Raw genomic sequence first — 15,009 nt, forward strand, 5'->3', positions numbered from 1 at the left:
CCCCTTCGTTTAAGGGAGAGTGAGATGACCGGTGTGCAGGCGACCGGTGAGACTGGACTGCGCGGGTCGGGCAGGCCGGAGCGGCGTTGGTTCGCGCTCGGCGTGATCGCCGCCGCACAGCTGATGACCGCGCTGGACGCGACGATCGTGAACATCGCGCTGCCCTCGGCCCAGCACGCGCTGCGGTTCAGTGACGCACAGCGACAGTGGGTGGTGACCGCCTACACCGTGTGTTTCGCCGGCCTGCTGCTGTTCGGCGGGCGGGTGGCCGACACCATCGGCAGGCGCCGAGCCTTCCAGATCGGTCTGGGCGGGTTCGGGCTCGCCTCACTGGCGGCCGGGCTGGCGCCCACACTGCTCGTCCTCGCCGTGGGACGTGCCCTGCAAGGGGCGTTCGCCGCGCTGATCGCGCCGACCGTGCTGTCGTTGCTCGCGGTCATGTTCACCGAACAGCGGGAGCGGACCAGGGCGTTCGCGATCTACGGAGTGGTGGCCGGCAGCGGGGCGGCGACAGGGCTGCTGCTCGGCGGCGTGATCACGGATTACCTGGATTGGCGTTGGTGCCTGTTCGTCAACGTGGCCATCGCCGGTGCCGTGCTGGCCGCCGGTCACGTCGTACTCCCCGATCCACCCCGATCCGGATCTGCGGGCCTCGACGCGAGCTCTGCCGCCCTGGTCACCGGCGGACTCGCGGCCGTGGTGTTCGGATGCAGTCAGGCCGCCGCGCACGGCTGGACGCAGCCGCTCGTGCTCGGCGCAGTGCTCGGCGGGGTGGCCATGGTGGGCGTGTTCGGGCTGCGGCAGTCTCGGATCACCGACCCATTGCTCCCGCTACGCATCCTCGCCGACCGCGGCCGCGCCGGCGCCTACCTCGGCACCGCCACGGCGGTCGTCGGAGCGTTCGGGATGTTCCTGACGCTGACCTACCACCTCCAGGTGGTGCTGCACTATTCGCCGGTACGCGCCGGGCTGGGCGTGCTGCCGATGACGCTGGCGAACGCGCTCAGCGGCTACCAGTTGGGCAACCGACTGATGCCGCACATCCCGTCGCGAATCCTGATCGCCGGTGGGCTGCTGGTCGCCGCCGCCGGACTGGGCCTCATGACCCGACTGACACCGCACAGCGGATATCTCGCGATCATCCTGCCGGCCGAAGTACTCATGGGCGCGGGCATGGGTGCGCTGTTCCCACCGGCGTTCCAGCTCGCGATCCGCGGCGTCACCCAACGCGACGCGGGCGTGGCGTCGGCCGTGATCAACGCCGCCACCCAGGTCGGCAGCTCCATCGGCACGGCCATCCTGAACGCCCTCGCGGTCAGCACCACCACCACCTACCTCGCCACCCACACTCCCACCACGACCCGATACGAGACAGCCCTCGTCCACGGGTACGTGACGGCGACCACCTGGGCCACCGGTCTCCTCGCCGTCATGGCCGTGCTCGTGTACGTCCTCATCCCCGCACCCCGACCCGCCGAGCACGGGCAGACGACCCCGCAAGCAGCCGACTAAGGAGAGAAGTCAATGTCCATCCAGCTCAACCACACCATCGTCCGGGCCCGTGACAAGTACGCCTCCGCCCGCTTCCTCGCCACCATCCTCGACCTGCCCGTCGGCGAAGAGTTCGGCCCGTTCGTGCCACTACACCTCGCCAACGGAGTAACCCTCGACTACATGACCGTCGACCCACCCCAGCCTCAGCACTACGCGTTCCTCGTCGACGACGACGAATTCGACGCCGCCTTCGCCCGTATCCGAGACCAGGGCCTCACCTATTACGCCGAGCCCGGTGGTGGCCGACCTGGCCACATCAACCACCGTTGGGGCGGCCGCGGCATCTACTTCGACGACCCCGACCACCACGCGATGGAACTGCTCACCCGCGCCCCATGACCCAGCCCAGCACTCCCCGGAAACCAAGCTAAGCGAAGATTGACTCGATTCGGCATTCGGTCATATGGTCCGCGTGTGAGCGCGTCCACCGAACGTCTCCGGGATCCCCGGCAGCGAGCCGAACGAGCCACGAGGATCCTCGACGCGGCAGCCGACCTGCTGCTGCGCCACGGCTACCGGCGGGTGACCATCGACGACGTGGCCGCCGGGGCCGGCATCGGCAAGGGCACCGTTTACCTGCACTGGAAAGCCCGCGAGCAGCTGTTCAGCGCGGTGTTCGCGCGCGAGGTGCTCTACGCGGTGGACGAGCTGTGCCAGGCCCTGCGGCAGGATCCCCGGACGTGCCTGCTGCACCGCTTCGCCCGCACGTACTTCCTGGCCATCGTGAACCGGCCACTGCTTCGCCGCTTCCTGCTGGGCGACCCCGATCTGCTCGGCAAGCTGAGCAGCGCACCCGACACCACCCGCGACGAGCGGCACAGCAGCGTGATGCACGGATACTTCCAGATGCTCGGCCGGCACGGCCTGCTGCGCGACGACCTGAGCGTTGAAGAGGTCGGCTTCGCCTACCAGGCGACCTTCGAGGGCTTCCTGCGGGCCGAGGGCGTTCCGCCCGTGGACGGTCCCGAGCAGCGCGCCGACCTCCTCGCGCGAACCGTCCAGCGCGCATTCGAGAGCGAGTCACCGGCCGCCGACGCCGCCGTGGGGGACCTGGCCGACGCGACCGTCGCGCTTCTGGGTGAGCTGATCGACGTCGACCGCGCCGAGTTCGGCATCCCCGCGACCTGACGGCGGAGGCAAGCCGGACCTCCGGCGAACACAGGTACGCGCCTCCGCCGACCGCAACCCCTGTGCGACGACCGGAAACGGACCTATCCGTGATCGCTTCCGTTCATTAGACTCCGCGCCTAAACAGGGTCCTGGGAGGCGATCATGAGTCAGTCCCCCGACGAGCCGGAACCGAACGAAGAACCCACTCCCGATTCTTCCGACCGGCCGGCACCCGGATCGCCGCCCGCGCCCGGGGCGCAGCATCCCCTCGCCGGACCCCAGCAGTCCGCCGGTCCGCCGCAGCCGCCTCCCGGATCCCAACAGCCCCCGCCGGGGGCGCAGCATCCCCCCGCCGGACCCCAGCAGTCCGCCGGTCCGCCGCAGCCCCCTCCCGGATCTCAGCAGCCGCCGCCCGGTCCGCCGCAGGCGCCCGGCGGACCGTACGCCGGTCCGCCGGCCCCGTCGCCCTGGTCGTACGGGCCGGGACCATGGGGCGCCCCGCCAGGACCATGGCCCGCCCCACCGGAGCCCCCCGGACCGCCTGGACCGTCGGTCATGCCACGGCGCGGCGGGCCTTCCACCGGTCCCGCCGAGCGGGATCGCCTCTCCGTCCATCTCATCTGGGAGGGCGCGCTCGCCGTCATCGCCGTCGTGCTCATCGCGGCGACTCTGGCGCTGACACCCCATCAGAATCTGACCGTCGCGTTCGGCCAGGCCGGGTACCTCGGACTGGCGGCCGCCGGGCTCGCGCTCTCGATGCGGACCGCCTCACCCAACCTCGCCGTCGGCCCCATCCTCGGCTTCACCGGCGCGCTCAGCGCCTCTCTCGTGACCCAGCACGGCTGGGGAAAACCGGTCGCCATGGTCACGGCGGTCCTGCTCGCGACCATCATCGGGCTCATACTCGGCCTGCTGGTCGCCGTCATGTCGGTGCCGGCGTGGGCGGCGACGTTCGGCGCGGCGACCGTCATGCAGGCGGCGACCATCGGGTTGACCCACGGCGAGATGATCCCGCTGCGCCTGGGGAGCGGAAGCTACCCCACCGCCATGTGGTTCGCGCTCTTCGCCTTGGTGTCGGTCGGCGGTGGCGCGCTGTGGCTGACTCCCGCCGTACGGACTCGGCTCAGCGCCGGCCGGGGCCCCGGCGACCCGGGCCGATGGAACGGCATGCAGTCCGGGCTGGGAGCCGTCGTCGGGCTCACCGGATCGAGCTTCCTCGCCGGGCTGGGCGGTGTCGCCCTGCTCATGCGCCTTCAGGCGGCCGACGCCACGAGCGGCGCGAACCTCACCGTGTCGGCGTTCGCCGCCGTGCTGCTCGGCGGCACGAGCGTGTTCGGGCGGCGGGCCGGCGTCTTCGGCACGCTGCTCGGCGTCACGGTCGTCGCGGTCATCGGAACCCTGATCGTTTACAACAACGTCTCGTTCTGGGTGACGAGCCTGATCACCGGGCTGATCGTCCTGGCCGGTCTCGGTGTCAACCGGGGTTTGGAGAGCATCACCGGCGCCCTGAACAGACCACGTCCCACGCCGCCGACCGCTCCGCCGCCGATGGGTGCTCCGGTCGCCTGACCGCGCCGGCGCGATCAGGCGGAGCCGGCGACGATGAGGCCGGACTCGTAGGCGGCGATGACGGCCTGGACGCGGTCGCGCAGGCCCAGTTTGCTGAGCACGTTGCTCACATGGGTCTTCACCGTGTGCTCGCTGAGGACCATGGCGGTGGCGATCTCGGAGTTCGACAGGCCCCGGCCGAGCAGGACGAGCGTCTCCTTCTCCCGGCTCGTCAGCGCGTCGAGGCCGGTCGCGGGGGAGACGTCCGAGCGGGGCCGGCGCACGACCAGGTCGGAGATCAACCGACGGGTCACCGTGGGCGCCAGCAGGGACTCGCCCGCCGCGACGACGCGGACGGCGTGGACGAGGTCGTCCCGGCGCACGTCCTTGAGCAGGAACCCGCTCGCGCCCGCGTACAGCGCGTCGTACACGTAGTCGTCCTGGTCGAACGTCGTCAGCATCAGCACCCGGCTGGAGGTACGGGCACAGATCAGCCGAGCCGCCTCGATGCCGTCCAGGTGCGGCATCCGGATGTCGAGCAGCACCACGTCCGGCGCGTGTTCGGTCGCCGCGGCGACCGCCTCGGCGCCGTTGGACGCCTCGGCCACCACCGTGAAGTCGGGCTGGGAGTCCAGGATCATCGCGAAGCCGCTGCGCACGAGTTCCTGGTCGTCGGCTATGACGATGCCGATGGTCACGGGGCCACCACCGGCAGGGTCGCGGTGACGGTGAAGCCATCCGCGTCACCGTGCGCGGAGGCGGTGCCGCCGCACGCGGCGGCGCGCTCGCGGATGCCGATGAGCCCGTTGCCGGTGCCACCGAGCGTGCGGGTGCCACCTAGCGTGCCGGAGCCGCCGACCGTGCCGGAGCCGGCGATCGTGCCGGTGCCGCCGGCCGTGCCGGCGCCACCGAGCGTGCCAGAGCCGCCGACCGAGCCGGCGGCCGTGCCGGTGCCGCGGGCCGTGCCAGAGCCGGCGAGCGTGCCGGATCCGGTCCCGTCGTCCCGAACGGTGATCACGAGTGACTCTCCCCAGTCGAGGGTGACCGCGACCTTGGTGGCGGCCGCGTGCTTGAGCGTGTTGGTGAGGGCCTCCTGCACGATCCGGAAGGCGGCCACCTCGGTGTCGGCCGTCAGCCGGCCCGACCCGGACACCGAGAACGACGCGGCCAGTCCGGTCTCCTCGACCTGGGCGACGAGCGACGGGATGGCCGCGACGGTCGGCTGCGGCGCCCGTACGCCGGTGTCCTGTTCCTCCTTGAGGATGCCGAGCGTACGGCGGAGCTGCGTCATCGCGTCCCGGCCCGCGGCGGCGATCGCGTCGAACGCCTTCTCCGCGCGGTCCGGCATCGTCCGGACCGCCACCGGTCCCGCCTCGGCCTGCACGACCATCACGCTGACGGCGTGGGCGAGGACGTCGTGCATGTCCCGGGCGATCCGGGCCCGTTCGGTCGCCACCGCGCGTACGGCCTCCGCCTCCTTGTCGCGTTCCAGCTGCCCGGCCCGGTAGGCGAGGTCCTGCAGGCGCTGCTCCCGGCGCTGCGCGAGCGTGCCGAGGATGAGGGCGCCCGAGCCGGTGAGCAGCCCGATCACCGCTGTCGTCGCGCTCTTCGTGGTGGCCACGCTGGTTACGGTGACCAGCACGACGGCGAAGATCCGATGCCGCTGCCGTCCCACCCAGGCGAGCGAGTAGAGGGCCACCAGCATCCCCCAGGCGACCGGCTCCGATGGCCCGTCGTTCCGGATGTTGTACGCCATCAGCGACACGTAGATGGCCAGCAGGCAGAGGATGGGAAACCGTCGCCGGAGGACGAGCGGCAACGAGGCACCCGCCATGAGCACCCAGACCCAGGGCGAGAATGGGCCTGGTTGCGCCGGCCGGGGGATCACCAGCGGGGCGTAGAGCACGACGAGCACGAGGAGGGCGACCGCCGCGTCGGCGGCGTAGGCCCGGGCCCTGGCGGGCAGGCGGTCCCACCAGGCCTTCGGATCGGGCGCGGTCATGCGGTCATCATCCCCGAGGGTCCGGTGAAGTGGGGCACGCCCGGCTCGAGCGAGACCCGCTGCCAGGGGCGGTGCCGGCGGGCGTCCGGCCCGGCGGCGGTGACGGTCCCGGCGGGTTCGTGGCCGAGCCCTCTCATCACGCGATCGCGTGGGTGGCACGGCGGATGCGGCGGAAGGCCATGGGCGCGAGCGCGAGGACGTACAGGGCGCCGGCCACGGGGATGTAGTCCAGGTTCGTCGCTGCGGCGACCGTACCGGCCAGGACCAGGGCCGGGGTCCACCAGGCGGCCGAGCGCGCGACCGCGGCCACGACGGTCAGCCCGAGGAGCCCGACGTAGAACAGGATCGGTACGACCGTGTAGACGACCGGCTGCACGCCGGGGACCTGCTGAATCTGCTGGAACATGTGCTGCTTGTCCGCGGCGTCGCGGGCGAGCAGGCCGACGACGATGTCGATGCCGATCTGCGCGACCGAGGCGGCCAACCCGATGAGGCCGATCGCGGCGAACGACGTGCTCGTCCGGCCCGGAGCGAGCCGGCGCAGTTCGACGATGACCAGACCGAACAGTACGAGACCGGCGAGCATCAGCAGGTGGCCGAACGTCCAGCCGGCGCGGCTCTGGCGGTCGATCAGACGGGCCACCCCGTACGCGCCGATCAGCGCGGGCGCGGCGATGAAAGAGACCTTTCCGAGGTTCACGGTGACTCCCGAGTGCGTTGGATCGATGCCGCAATCCTCGGGATCTCCGGTCGTCGGGGGATCGCCGGTGAGAGCCATCTTCCGGCATCCCCCGTACGACCGATCTGTCGTGCGGAGCAGCGCGTCAGAGCCAGTGGTTGTCGTGGCGCAGGTAGAACTCCGCGCGCTCCTCATCGCTCAACCCGCCGAGCCCGGCGGCGAGGCCCTCGAAGTAGCCCTCGCGCGGTGCGCCCGGAGAGAAGTGCAGCAGCATCGAGGCCGGTTCCCCGGACTCATTGCGGAAGGCGTGGATGCCGCCCGCGGGGACGTGCACGAAATCGCCGGGAACCGTGTCGATCCAGCGCTCGCCGTTGTAGATGCGGACCGTTCCACTAAGGATGTAGAACGACTCGGAGATCGACCGGTGGAAGTGCGCGCTCGGGCCACTGGGCTTCGGCCCGAACTCCCACCGGTACATGCCGAACAGCCCGTCCGTGGATGCGCTGGTCGCCAGGTAGTGCACGGTGTTCCCGGACGGATAGGTCACCTCGGGCTCGTGGTCGGCCGGCCGGTAGGTGGCGCTGACCTCGCCGTGCTCTCCCTCGTAGCGCGCCGGTGGATAACTCACATCGTCTCCTTCGTGTTCGAGCCGAAGACTCTCACCACCATCACCCTGTCAGGCCTGCGGGGTGAGCCGGCCGCGGGCCGTCACTTGACTGCGGAAGACCCCAGCATCGGACGCTGTTCGAAGATTCATCCGATGTATGTGTTGACGTGACGTAGATCGCACATGGAACATGTGCGCACTGACCGGTACAAACAAGGCGCGATGCCGTGGACCACGCCGAGGAGTCGCTCGATGCATGCGAGAAAGACCAGATGTCTGCTGCCGGTACTGCTCTCCCTCGGGTTGGCCGCGGGGATGTCGCCCGCGATGGCCGCGCCACCCGAGGCCCCGGCGGACGCCACCGCCCCTGTCTCGCCCACACCGCCCATGGGCTGGAGCAGTTGGAGCGCTCTGCGCGAAGGCAGCGGCCTGACCCAGAACGGGATCAAGGCCCAGGCGCGGGTCATGCACGACAAGCTGCAGCAATACGGCTACCGGTACATCAACATCGACGCCGGATGGTCCGACCACCTGGACGCGTACGGGCGCGACGCCTGGGACGCCACCCGCTTCCCCGACGGCATCCCCGCGCTCGCCGCGTATCTGCACGGCCTGGGCCTCAAGCTCGGCATCTACCTCACGCCGGGTGTTCCGATCGAGGCGTACCAGAAGAACCTGCCGGTCCACGGCACCTCGTACCACATGCAGGACATCGCGGACCCGACGCAGCCCGGCAACACCCACAACGACTCCTACCGCATCGACTTCAGCAAGCCCGGCGCGCAGGAGTACATCCAGGGCTACGCCGACCTGTTCGCCTCCTGGGGCGTCGACTACATCAAGATGGACTTCGTCGGCCCCGGCGGCGGCCTCGTCCCCGCCGACAACCGCCCCGACATGAAGGCGTGGCACCAGGCCATCGTCGCCACCGGCCGACCGATGCACCTGGAGCTGTCCAACTCGCTCAGCATCGCCGACGCCGCCACCTGGCTGGCCACCAGCAACGGCTGGCGCACCGGCGGCGACATCGAGTGCTACTGCGGCGTCAACGGATCCAGCACCCCGCTGACCAGCTGGCAGCGGACGTCGGCCCGGTTCGACCAGGTCGCCGACTGGCAACCGTACGGCGGCCCTGGCGCGTTCAACGACTACGACTCGATCGAGGTCGGCAACGGCGACGACGGCGGGCTGACCACCGACGAGCGGCAGACCCAGCTGAGCCTGTGGTCGCTGGCCGCCTCCCCGCTACTCCTCGGTACGGACTTGACCAGGCTCGACACCGCCGACCTCAAGCTGCTGACGAACCGTGACGTGATCGCCGTCGACCAGGACGCCATCAACGCCTCCCGGGTGAGCAAGAGCGCGACCGCGCAGGTCTTCGCCAAGAAGGAGCCCAACGGCGACGTGATCATCGGGCTGTTCAACACCGGGTCCACGGCGCAGACCGTCTCCGTCGACCCGGGGACGGCCGGCCTGCCCGCGGCCTCCGCGTACCGTATCCACAACCTGTGGACGCACGAGGTCACCCGATCCTCCGGCGACGCCGTCGCCGCCTCCGTCCCCGCCCACGGCGCGGCCCTGCTCCGGGTGCGCCCGTGGGCCACCGGCATGGGCGCGGCCCGCCCGCAGACCGGCCTCACCGTGACCGCCCCCGACACCCTGGAGACCGGTCAGCAGACCACCGCCACCGCGGACTTCACCAACTGGGGCACCACCACCGCGACCGATGTCCACGTGACCCTGCCCGCCCCGAACGGCTGGACCGTCACCCCCGTCTCGCCCACGGTCTTCACCTCCGTCGCGCCCGGCGCGACCGTCCGCGTCACCTACCGCGTCACCGCACCGGCGTCCATCGGCGGGCTCTTCCCGACGGCTCGGCTCGACGCCACCGCCCGCTTCCTCTGGAACACCCGCACCCGCGCCCGGGCCGCCGGCTCCGCCGCCGGGCACACGTTCGTCCTGCTCGACGCGCCCGTCAAGGCGCCGTTCCACACCTTCGCCTCCACGCCGGAGCCCGCGAACTTCTCGCAGGTCGGCACTGCTCTGGGCATCCGCGCGGCCGGCGCCGACGTCTACGGATCGACGAATCAGTACGGCGCGCTCTACCTCCCCGGCGCGGAACACGACGGCTCCACCACGACAGTTCGCGTCACCTGGCAGCGCTACCAGAACTCCGGGGCCAAGACCGGAATCATGGTGCGCAACGACATCACCGGCGCGAACACCTCGCCCGGCTTCGTGACCGTGGGAGTGAGCGCGAAGAAGGGCTACTTCATGCAGTGGGACGCCGACGGTGACGGCCGGCTCGACTCCGGCACCGCCCCCAACGGCTCCGGCGTCGGCACGCCCGTCCTCCCCAGCTGGATCCGGCTGGTCCGCTCCGGCACCACCTACACCGGCTACTACTCCACCGACGGCACCACCTGGACCCGGCTGAGCACCGCGAACGTCCCCTCCGCCGCGGCCACCCAGGACGTCGGCCTCTTCGGCACCGCCCACAACCCGGGCTACCCGAGCGAGGACGACTTCGCCGGCTTTACCACCAGCGGCTGATCTTTGTGTGATGTCGCGGAGTGACCGCACGTCCCCGCACGCTCCGCGACATCACGCGCAACGAGAGCGGGGGACTGTCATAAAGATCGTGTGGGTGAGGCGGTGATCCGGAAGGCTGGCGGCCGGGAAGGATCATCTGTGACCAACCACGACGAGGACGAGTCGCAGGGCGGGCTGGATGTTCAGCTCGCCGCCGAGCTGATCGAGCGGGCCAAGGCCGAGGGGGTCTCTTTGGTCGGCCCGAACGGGTTGCTGGCCGGGATCACCAAGACGGTGCTGCAGGCCGCGCTCGAGGCCGAGATGAGCGATCATCTGGGCTATGACAAGGGCGAACGCCTTGCCCAGCCCACCGGCAACCACCGCAACGGCACCTCACCCAAGACGGTGTCCACCGAGGTCGGGCCGGTGCCACTCCAGGTGCCCCGGGACCGGGCGGGTGAGTTCGAACCGCAGATCGTGCCCAAGCACACCCGCCGGGTCGCCGGGTTCGACGAGTCGGTCATCTCTCTTTATGCCAAGGGCCTGACCACCGGCGAGATCCGCGCGCATCTGGCGGAGATCTACCAGGTGGAGGTCTCACGTGACCTGATCTCCCGGGTGACCGACAAGGTCGTCGAGGAGATGGAGGCCTGGCGGGCCCGGCCGCTGGACAGCGTTTATCCGGTCGTGCTGATCGACGTCTTGTATGTGAAGATCCGCGAAGGTAACGTCGCCAACCGTCCGATCTATGTGGCGGTGGGCATCAACTGCGCCGGCGAACGCGACGTGCTGGGCATGTGGGTGGGCACCGGCGGCGAAGGCGCCAAACACTGGATGACGGTGCTGGCCGAACTACGCAACCGCGGCGTCGCCGATGTGTGCATCGCCTGCTGCGACGGCCTCAAAGGCCTGCCCGAGGCGATCGAGGAGATCTGGCCACAGGCCACCGTCCAGCAATGCGTGGTGCACCTGGTGCGCTCCAGCCTGCGCTATGTCTCCAAGGCGCACTGGAGCCGGCTGACCAAGGACCTGCGCCAGATCTACACCGCCCCGACCGAGGCCGCCGCCGAACAACGGTTCGCCGAGTTCGAGGCCGAATGGGGCCAGCGATATCCAGCGGTGATCCGGCTCTGGCGGGACGCCTGGCCGACATTCACGCCGTTCCTGGCGTTCCCGGCCGAGATCCGCAAGGTCGTTTACACGACGAACGCGATCGAGAGCCTGAACGCCCGGTTCCGCCAGGCCACCCGCCGACGCGGGCACTTCCCCACCGAGCAGGCCGCCCTCAAGGTGCTCTACCTGGTCATCCGCAGCCCGCTCAAGAACCGGACCAACGTGACCGGCAAGACCCCCGGCTGGAAAGCGGCGCTGAACGCCCTGTCGCTGCACTACGGTGACCGAATCACCCTGAACTGAACGACGATCACCGCCTCACCCACAGACTTTCAGACACTCCCACGAGCGGGCGGTGGTGCTGGCGCGGAGACGGTGTTGCCGGAGCCGTAGGTCACCTCGGGCTGGTGGTCGGTCGGCCGGTACGTCGCGCTGACCTCGCCGTGCTCGCCCTCATGGTGCGCCGGTGGATGACTCACCTCGTCTCCTTCAATGCTCGAGCCGTCGATTTCACTGTCAGGACGGTGACAGCCCTTATGCCTTCCGCCAGGAATGGTGGGGCAGAGGGTGGAATTATCCCGCCTCGTGCTTATCTCAGGAGGTGTGCGGGTGTCGGAGGCCGGTCTGACCGACCGTTGTATTGACGGTGTGTTGGATACTGCGGTTACCTGGTGCCGACAATGGCCAGAAGGGGGCCGTCCCTGAGACGAGGAGGGCACGGGCCGTGGGCATCGACCGCAGCAGCGGCAGCTCCGATGAGTCCGACGGCACCGATCAGGCCAGCGACCAACCGAGCTCGTCTGAGCGTCGGCCGCTACCTGACCGGCCAGGAGAGGCTGAGGCCAACCAGAAGCCAACCGGGGCCACCACTGAGACGACCGCCGAGAGCGACAGGTCCACGGGCGGCTCGACACCGGCACAGACGACTCCCAAGTGGGATGAGCAAGGCGGTGAGAGCCGAGACGGCATCTCCCAGAAGGACCGCAACGAGTCGGTGGGCACACCGGGCGTGGCGGACATGGACCGGCGCCAGGGCGGCGAACACAAAGCCCCGGATGCGGACACGTATGCGTCTCCGATGGAGCGGAGGCCATCCTATGGAGCCTTCGGGAATCTGGCCGAGGAGTTCGAGGCCCGGGCGAAAAGCAAGGAGTTTGTCAAACAGCACGCCAGCGCCGCCGACGATCGAACCTCTGAGTCCGGCACTATGCGTAGCGGCGTCCCGTCCAAACTGGATGAGGAGTCAATCAGGAAGCAGATCGACCCGTTCGCGCCTAGCGTCAGCAAGGCTGAGGGGCGCAAGGAGCCGTTCCAGCGCACCATCAGAGATAAGGACGCCGACTGGACCGACGGTGTGGACGCCTTCGATGATCTACCGACCGGCGAGAAGTTGACGGAACCCGATGAAGATAAGCGGTCCAGGGCTGATCAATTCCGCACGAAGGGCTTTCAAAAAGTCGACACAATAACGAGCCAGGCGGAGAAATTTACCAAAAAAGCTGCCGACTTCTTCGACCCTCCGCCGTCCGCTCATGCCGAGACGGCATTCGATAGCGCACCCAAGGTTGTTGATTCCCATCACGCCGGTATCGATCCTGGAAGCGCCGCTACAGCAGTGCTAGCAGTCGGTATAGTCAGCGCTGAACTGCTCCGATGGGGGCGCGGGAAGATCAGAGAACGGAGAGAAGCCGAATGAAGGTGACTGGTGACCAGGTAGCGGCGCTGCGTCCCGTCCTCACTGGCGACGTAGCGGCGCATGAACGTCTGTACTCGCGACTCGATCCTGCCAGCAAGAACAACTATGGCGTCCTGATCGTCGCAGCATTCTTTGAAGCCGCGTATCGAAAGTTTGGTAAGGGCGGGACACCGTCCGATGTAGCGGAGTTCGTCAAGAGGGCGCGCGCCCGATCAGACGATCTCGCGACATCCATCGATCCGCGCGTTGCCGAGCGGCTGATCCTCGCAACCTTTACCGACGAACAGATAGACGACATCAGCGACGAACTAAAGGGTGGCCACTACATTCTCCTGCTTGCAGGGCTAATCGCTGACTTCAATCTGTCCGATTCCGGGTTGGAGGCTTTCCTGGACGATGCACGCAAGCTGGCCGATGAATGGTTGGCCGAAGAGAGTTGAGGACCGCCGCTGGACATGTTCGGCTGTGGTGTGCCGGTTCGCGGAGGGCTGCGGCGGTTTTCGGTCGAAAAAAGAATCCGGTCTCGCTGACCGCGAAATCAGCGTGACCGGGTTCTGGGAGAACGCTGGACTACTTGGCGATGACGGTGACCTCTACGCATTCGCCGCCGTTGGCGCCGGAGCGGCGTGACTTGCGCCATTCGATGTCGTTCTCGTTCACTGATCCTCCCGAATCTGCCGGATGAGGTCCAAGGGACGATCTCGGGAGAGAATGTCCTGACGCTGCATTCGTGCGGCGACCAGGTCGTCGATGATCTCCGGCTTGACGGTCGGGCGTCCAGCGGTCAGCAGGGCGCGGGCGTACTCAGGGGTCTGGAAGACCCCAGGTATTACGACGAACTCCCACATGTAGATGGCGTTGGCTTGGGACTCCGCATCGGTGTAGCGAGCAAAGGCCTCGACCGGATGTGTGTCGTACTTGAGGAGGCCGTGGAGGACAAGGAGGGCGCCGCCGGTGTTGAGCGCCTGGTCGCAGCGTTCGACGAAGTCGTGGCGAGGGACCTTCTGGGCGGTCTCGACGTTGCTGATCATGCCTTCGGAGTAGTTGATCAGTTTGGCGAGGTGGCTCTGGGTCATGTTGTCGGCGGCGAGGCGGTAGCGGCGAAGCTCGGATCCGAGCGCGATCAGTGCTGGGCTACGCATTATACGTCCTCCGTCTTGGCGTGATGTTTTGTGTGACTTCACCGCCTCGCTGCTGATTTCACAGGAGCAGACGAGCTCGGTGCTGGGTTGGTGCCATATAGGCTGAGCGTAGGATGTCTTCTGGCAGTATGGCGGCGATTCAGAGACATTCCTTATTGGTTCGTCGCGTTCAGGAGTAGGTATGGCGCAAGAAGAGAAATACTAGCGAAGAAACCCGAATGTCTCGTTCGTGGCACTGCTCCGCGTTATCGAGCGGTACTGTCATTGGATCATTGGGGAGCTGGCCGAGCGCGCCCGGAATCCGGAAGACGCTGAGATGTGGCAGGTCAAAGAAGAGCTTCGCGCGGCGCTGCAGAACATTTAGCGATCCCCGAGGACGCTCTTGAAGACGCCATCGAGTACTACATCGACTCCGACGCGGAGTTTTTGGCGAGAGCTGTGGAGTGATCTCTACCCCGGACGAGCCTGTTCCCGAGTCGGTTGCGACAGCACCCGGCTCCCCGGTCAAGATCGAGCCACCCGAGGCCTGAACCGGGTATCAGACCGCCGGCCGCAGCCGGACTGAGCCAGGGCACAGCGCAGTCGGAGTCGAAGCCGTACGAGCGCTGGCTGGCGTCATGGAGGACAAATACACCACCACCAGCCTCCTGGTGACCACGTCATGGGTCACCAAGGACGGCCATGCCTTCGCCAAGCGCCACGGCCGCAGCCAGATCATCGAGTGCGAACAGATCAAGCACCTCTGCAGGGGGCATCTCGGTCTGGATGTCCTCATCAGCCTTCCTAAGCCCCCGCCCAAGCGACGCTGATGCCCTCGCTCTGCACCTTGTCCATCAGGAGCTGCCGCACAGGGAACACGGCAGCGGAGTGCGCCGGTAGCGCTTGCCGGTACCCGTGGAGCGTCCACGGTCTGAGCGTGTGCGGAGTGCTTCGAGATGTCGGCTGTGGCCGGTACGGTTGCGGTCGAGCTTGAAACAGGTTGCGGACGACTGTGGTCGGCTGCGTACGGGAGGGTGGTCTACGGTG

The 15,009-nt window shown here is 68.3% G+C and carries 16 protein-coding genes and 1 pseudogene; 9 read left to right on the forward strand and 8 right to left on the reverse strand.

Annotated elements, in window-relative coordinates:
• The first annotated feature begins 24 nt into the window (after positions 1-24).
• The 4 genes from AB0I04_RS30260 (at position 25) to AB0I04_RS30275 (ending at position 4,233) form a co-directional block, all read left to right on the forward strand.
• A complete protein-coding gene (locus AB0I04_RS30260) occupies positions 25-1,512 on the forward strand; it encodes an MFS transporter (RefSeq protein WP_360891800.1) in 1,488 nt (495 codons plus the stop codon).
• 12 nt (positions 1,513-1,524) lie between these two features.
• Complete coding sequence (locus AB0I04_RS30265; RefSeq protein ID WP_360891803.1) at positions 1,525-1,893, forward strand: VOC family protein; 369 nt, start codon at positions 1,525-1,527, stop codon at positions 1,891-1,893.
• 75 nt (positions 1,894-1,968) lie between these two features.
• Complete coding sequence (locus tag AB0I04_RS30270) at positions 1,969-2,682, forward strand: helix-turn-helix domain-containing protein (RefSeq protein ID WP_360891806.1); 714 nt, start codon at positions 1,969-1,971, stop codon at positions 2,680-2,682.
• 537 nt (positions 2,683-3,219) lie between these two features.
• The gene (locus AB0I04_RS30275; protein ID WP_360891809.1) at positions 3,220-4,233 is read left to right on the forward strand and encodes a hypothetical protein; all 1,014 of its coding nucleotides are present in this window, start codon (positions 3,220-3,222) and stop codon (positions 4,231-4,233) included.
• Positions 4,234-4,247: 14 nt separating this feature from the next.
• Here the strand turns inward: AB0I04_RS30275 and AB0I04_RS30280 are convergent, their stop codons facing one another.
• The 5 genes from AB0I04_RS30280 to AB0I04_RS30300 form a co-directional block, all read right to left on the reverse strand.
• Positions 4,248-4,910 carry a response regulator transcription factor gene (locus tag AB0I04_RS30280; protein WP_360891812.1) on the reverse strand — a complete coding sequence of 221 codons (663 nt, stop codon included), beginning with the start codon at positions 4,908-4,910 and terminating at the stop codon, positions 4,248-4,250.
• Positions 4,907-6,214: a histidine kinase gene (locus AB0I04_RS30285; RefSeq protein ID WP_360891815.1), complete on the reverse strand. Its 1,308-nt coding sequence runs from the start codon at positions 6,212-6,214 to the stop codon at positions 4,907-4,909. The genes AB0I04_RS30280 and AB0I04_RS30285 overlap by 4 nt, the downstream gene beginning before the upstream one ends.
• Complete coding sequence (locus tag AB0I04_RS30290; RefSeq protein ID WP_360891818.1) at positions 6,211-6,351, reverse strand: hypothetical protein; 141 nt, start codon at positions 6,349-6,351, stop codon at positions 6,211-6,213. The genes AB0I04_RS30285 and AB0I04_RS30290 overlap by 4 nt, the downstream gene beginning before the upstream one ends.
• A complete protein-coding gene (locus tag AB0I04_RS30295) occupies positions 6,351-6,914 on the reverse strand; it encodes a hypothetical protein (protein ID WP_360891820.1) in 564 nt (187 codons plus the stop codon). The genes AB0I04_RS30290 and AB0I04_RS30295 overlap by 1 nt, the downstream gene beginning before the upstream one ends.
• Positions 6,915-7,038: 124 nt before the next feature.
• Entirely contained in the window at positions 7,039-7,521 is a 483-nt protein-coding gene (locus tag AB0I04_RS30300; protein ID WP_360891823.1) for a cupin domain-containing protein, read from the reverse strand.
• A 231-nt stretch (positions 7,522-7,752) separates the two neighbouring features.
• On the opposite strand from AB0I04_RS30300, the gene AB0I04_RS30305 reads away from it, so the two are divergent.
• Complete coding sequence (locus AB0I04_RS30305) at positions 7,753-10,053, forward strand: NEW3 domain-containing protein (RefSeq protein WP_360891826.1); 2,301 nt, start codon at positions 7,753-7,755, stop codon at positions 10,051-10,053.
• A 174-nt stretch (positions 10,054-10,227) separates the two neighbouring features.
• Complete coding sequence (locus AB0I04_RS30310) at positions 10,228-11,448, forward strand: IS256 family transposase (RefSeq protein ID WP_360892065.1); 1,221 nt, start codon at positions 10,228-10,230, stop codon at positions 11,446-11,448.
• 29 nt (positions 11,449-11,477) lie between these two features.
• Here AB0I04_RS30310 and AB0I04_RS30315 read toward each other — a convergent pair whose 3' ends face one another.
• Positions 11,478-11,624: a hypothetical protein gene (locus tag AB0I04_RS30315; RefSeq protein WP_360891829.1), complete on the reverse strand. Its 147-nt coding sequence runs from the start codon at positions 11,622-11,624 to the stop codon at positions 11,478-11,480.
• Positions 11,625-11,869: 245 nt separating this feature from the next.
• Between AB0I04_RS30315 and AB0I04_RS30320 the strand changes: the two genes are divergently transcribed.
• Together AB0I04_RS30320 and AB0I04_RS30325 are read left to right on the forward strand one after the other, a co-directional pair.
• Positions 11,870-12,841: a hypothetical protein gene (locus AB0I04_RS30320; protein WP_360891832.1), complete on the forward strand. Its 972-nt coding sequence runs from the start codon at positions 11,870-11,872 to the stop codon at positions 12,839-12,841.
• A complete protein-coding gene (locus AB0I04_RS30325; RefSeq protein ID WP_360891835.1) occupies positions 12,838-13,281 on the forward strand; it encodes a hypothetical protein in 444 nt (147 codons plus the stop codon). Before AB0I04_RS30320 ends, AB0I04_RS30325 begins: the two co-directional genes overlap by 4 nt.
• Before the next feature lie 130 nt (positions 13,282-13,411).
• Here the strand turns inward: AB0I04_RS30325 and AB0I04_RS30330 are convergent, their stop codons facing one another.
• On the reverse strand, positions 13,412-13,501 hold the full coding sequence (locus AB0I04_RS30330) for a DUF397 domain-containing protein (protein ID WP_360891838.1): 90 nt from the start codon (positions 13,499-13,501) through the stop codon (positions 13,412-13,414).
• Positions 13,498-13,983, reverse strand: coding sequence for a Scr1 family TA system antitoxin-like transcriptional regulator (locus tag AB0I04_RS30335; protein WP_360891841.1), 486 nt, complete (start codon positions 13,981-13,983; stop codon positions 13,498-13,500). The genes AB0I04_RS30330 and AB0I04_RS30335 overlap by 4 nt, the downstream gene beginning before the upstream one ends.
• 587 nt (positions 13,984-14,570) lie before the next feature.
• Here AB0I04_RS30335 and AB0I04_RS30340 point away from each other — a divergent pair.
• A pseudogene (locus tag AB0I04_RS30340) lies at positions 14,571-14,792 on the forward strand (restriction endonuclease); the annotation flags it as partial.
• Between the last annotated feature and the right edge of the window lie 217 nt (positions 14,793-15,009).

Origin of the sequence: Actinoallomurus sp. NPDC050550, from assembly GCF_040655075.1 — a bacterium.
GTDB lineage: Bacteria > Actinomycetota > Actinomycetes > Streptosporangiales > Streptosporangiaceae > Actinoallomurus.

Coding starts and splice junctions, on each gene's coding strand:
- AB0I04_RS30305 (WP_360891826.1), top strand. CDS start 7,753: ATGCATGCGAGAAAGACCAGATGTCTGCTGCCGGTACTGCTCTCCCTC.
- AB0I04_RS30285 (WP_360891815.1), bottom strand. CDS start 6,214: ATGACCGCGCCCGATCCGAAGGCCTGGTGGGACCGCCTGCCCGCCAGG.
- AB0I04_RS30335 (WP_360891841.1), bottom strand. CDS start 13,983: ATGCGTAGCCCAGCACTGATCGCGCTCGGATCCGAGCTTCGCCGCTAC.
- AB0I04_RS30325 (WP_360891835.1), top strand. CDS start 12,838: ATGAAGGTGACTGGTGACCAGGTAGCGGCGCTGCGTCCCGTCCTCACT.
- AB0I04_RS30260 (WP_360891800.1), top strand. CDS start 25: ATGACCGGTGTGCAGGCGACCGGTGAGACTGGACTGCGCGGGTCGGGC.
- AB0I04_RS30275 (WP_360891809.1), top strand. CDS start 3,220: ATGCCACGGCGCGGCGGGCCTTCCACCGGTCCCGCCGAGCGGGATCGC.
- AB0I04_RS30290 (WP_360891818.1), bottom strand. CDS start 6,351: ATGAGAGGGCTCGGCCACGAACCCGCCGGGACCGTCACCGCCGCCGGG.
- AB0I04_RS30265 (WP_360891803.1), top strand. CDS start 1,525: ATGTCCATCCAGCTCAACCACACCATCGTCCGGGCCCGTGACAAGTAC.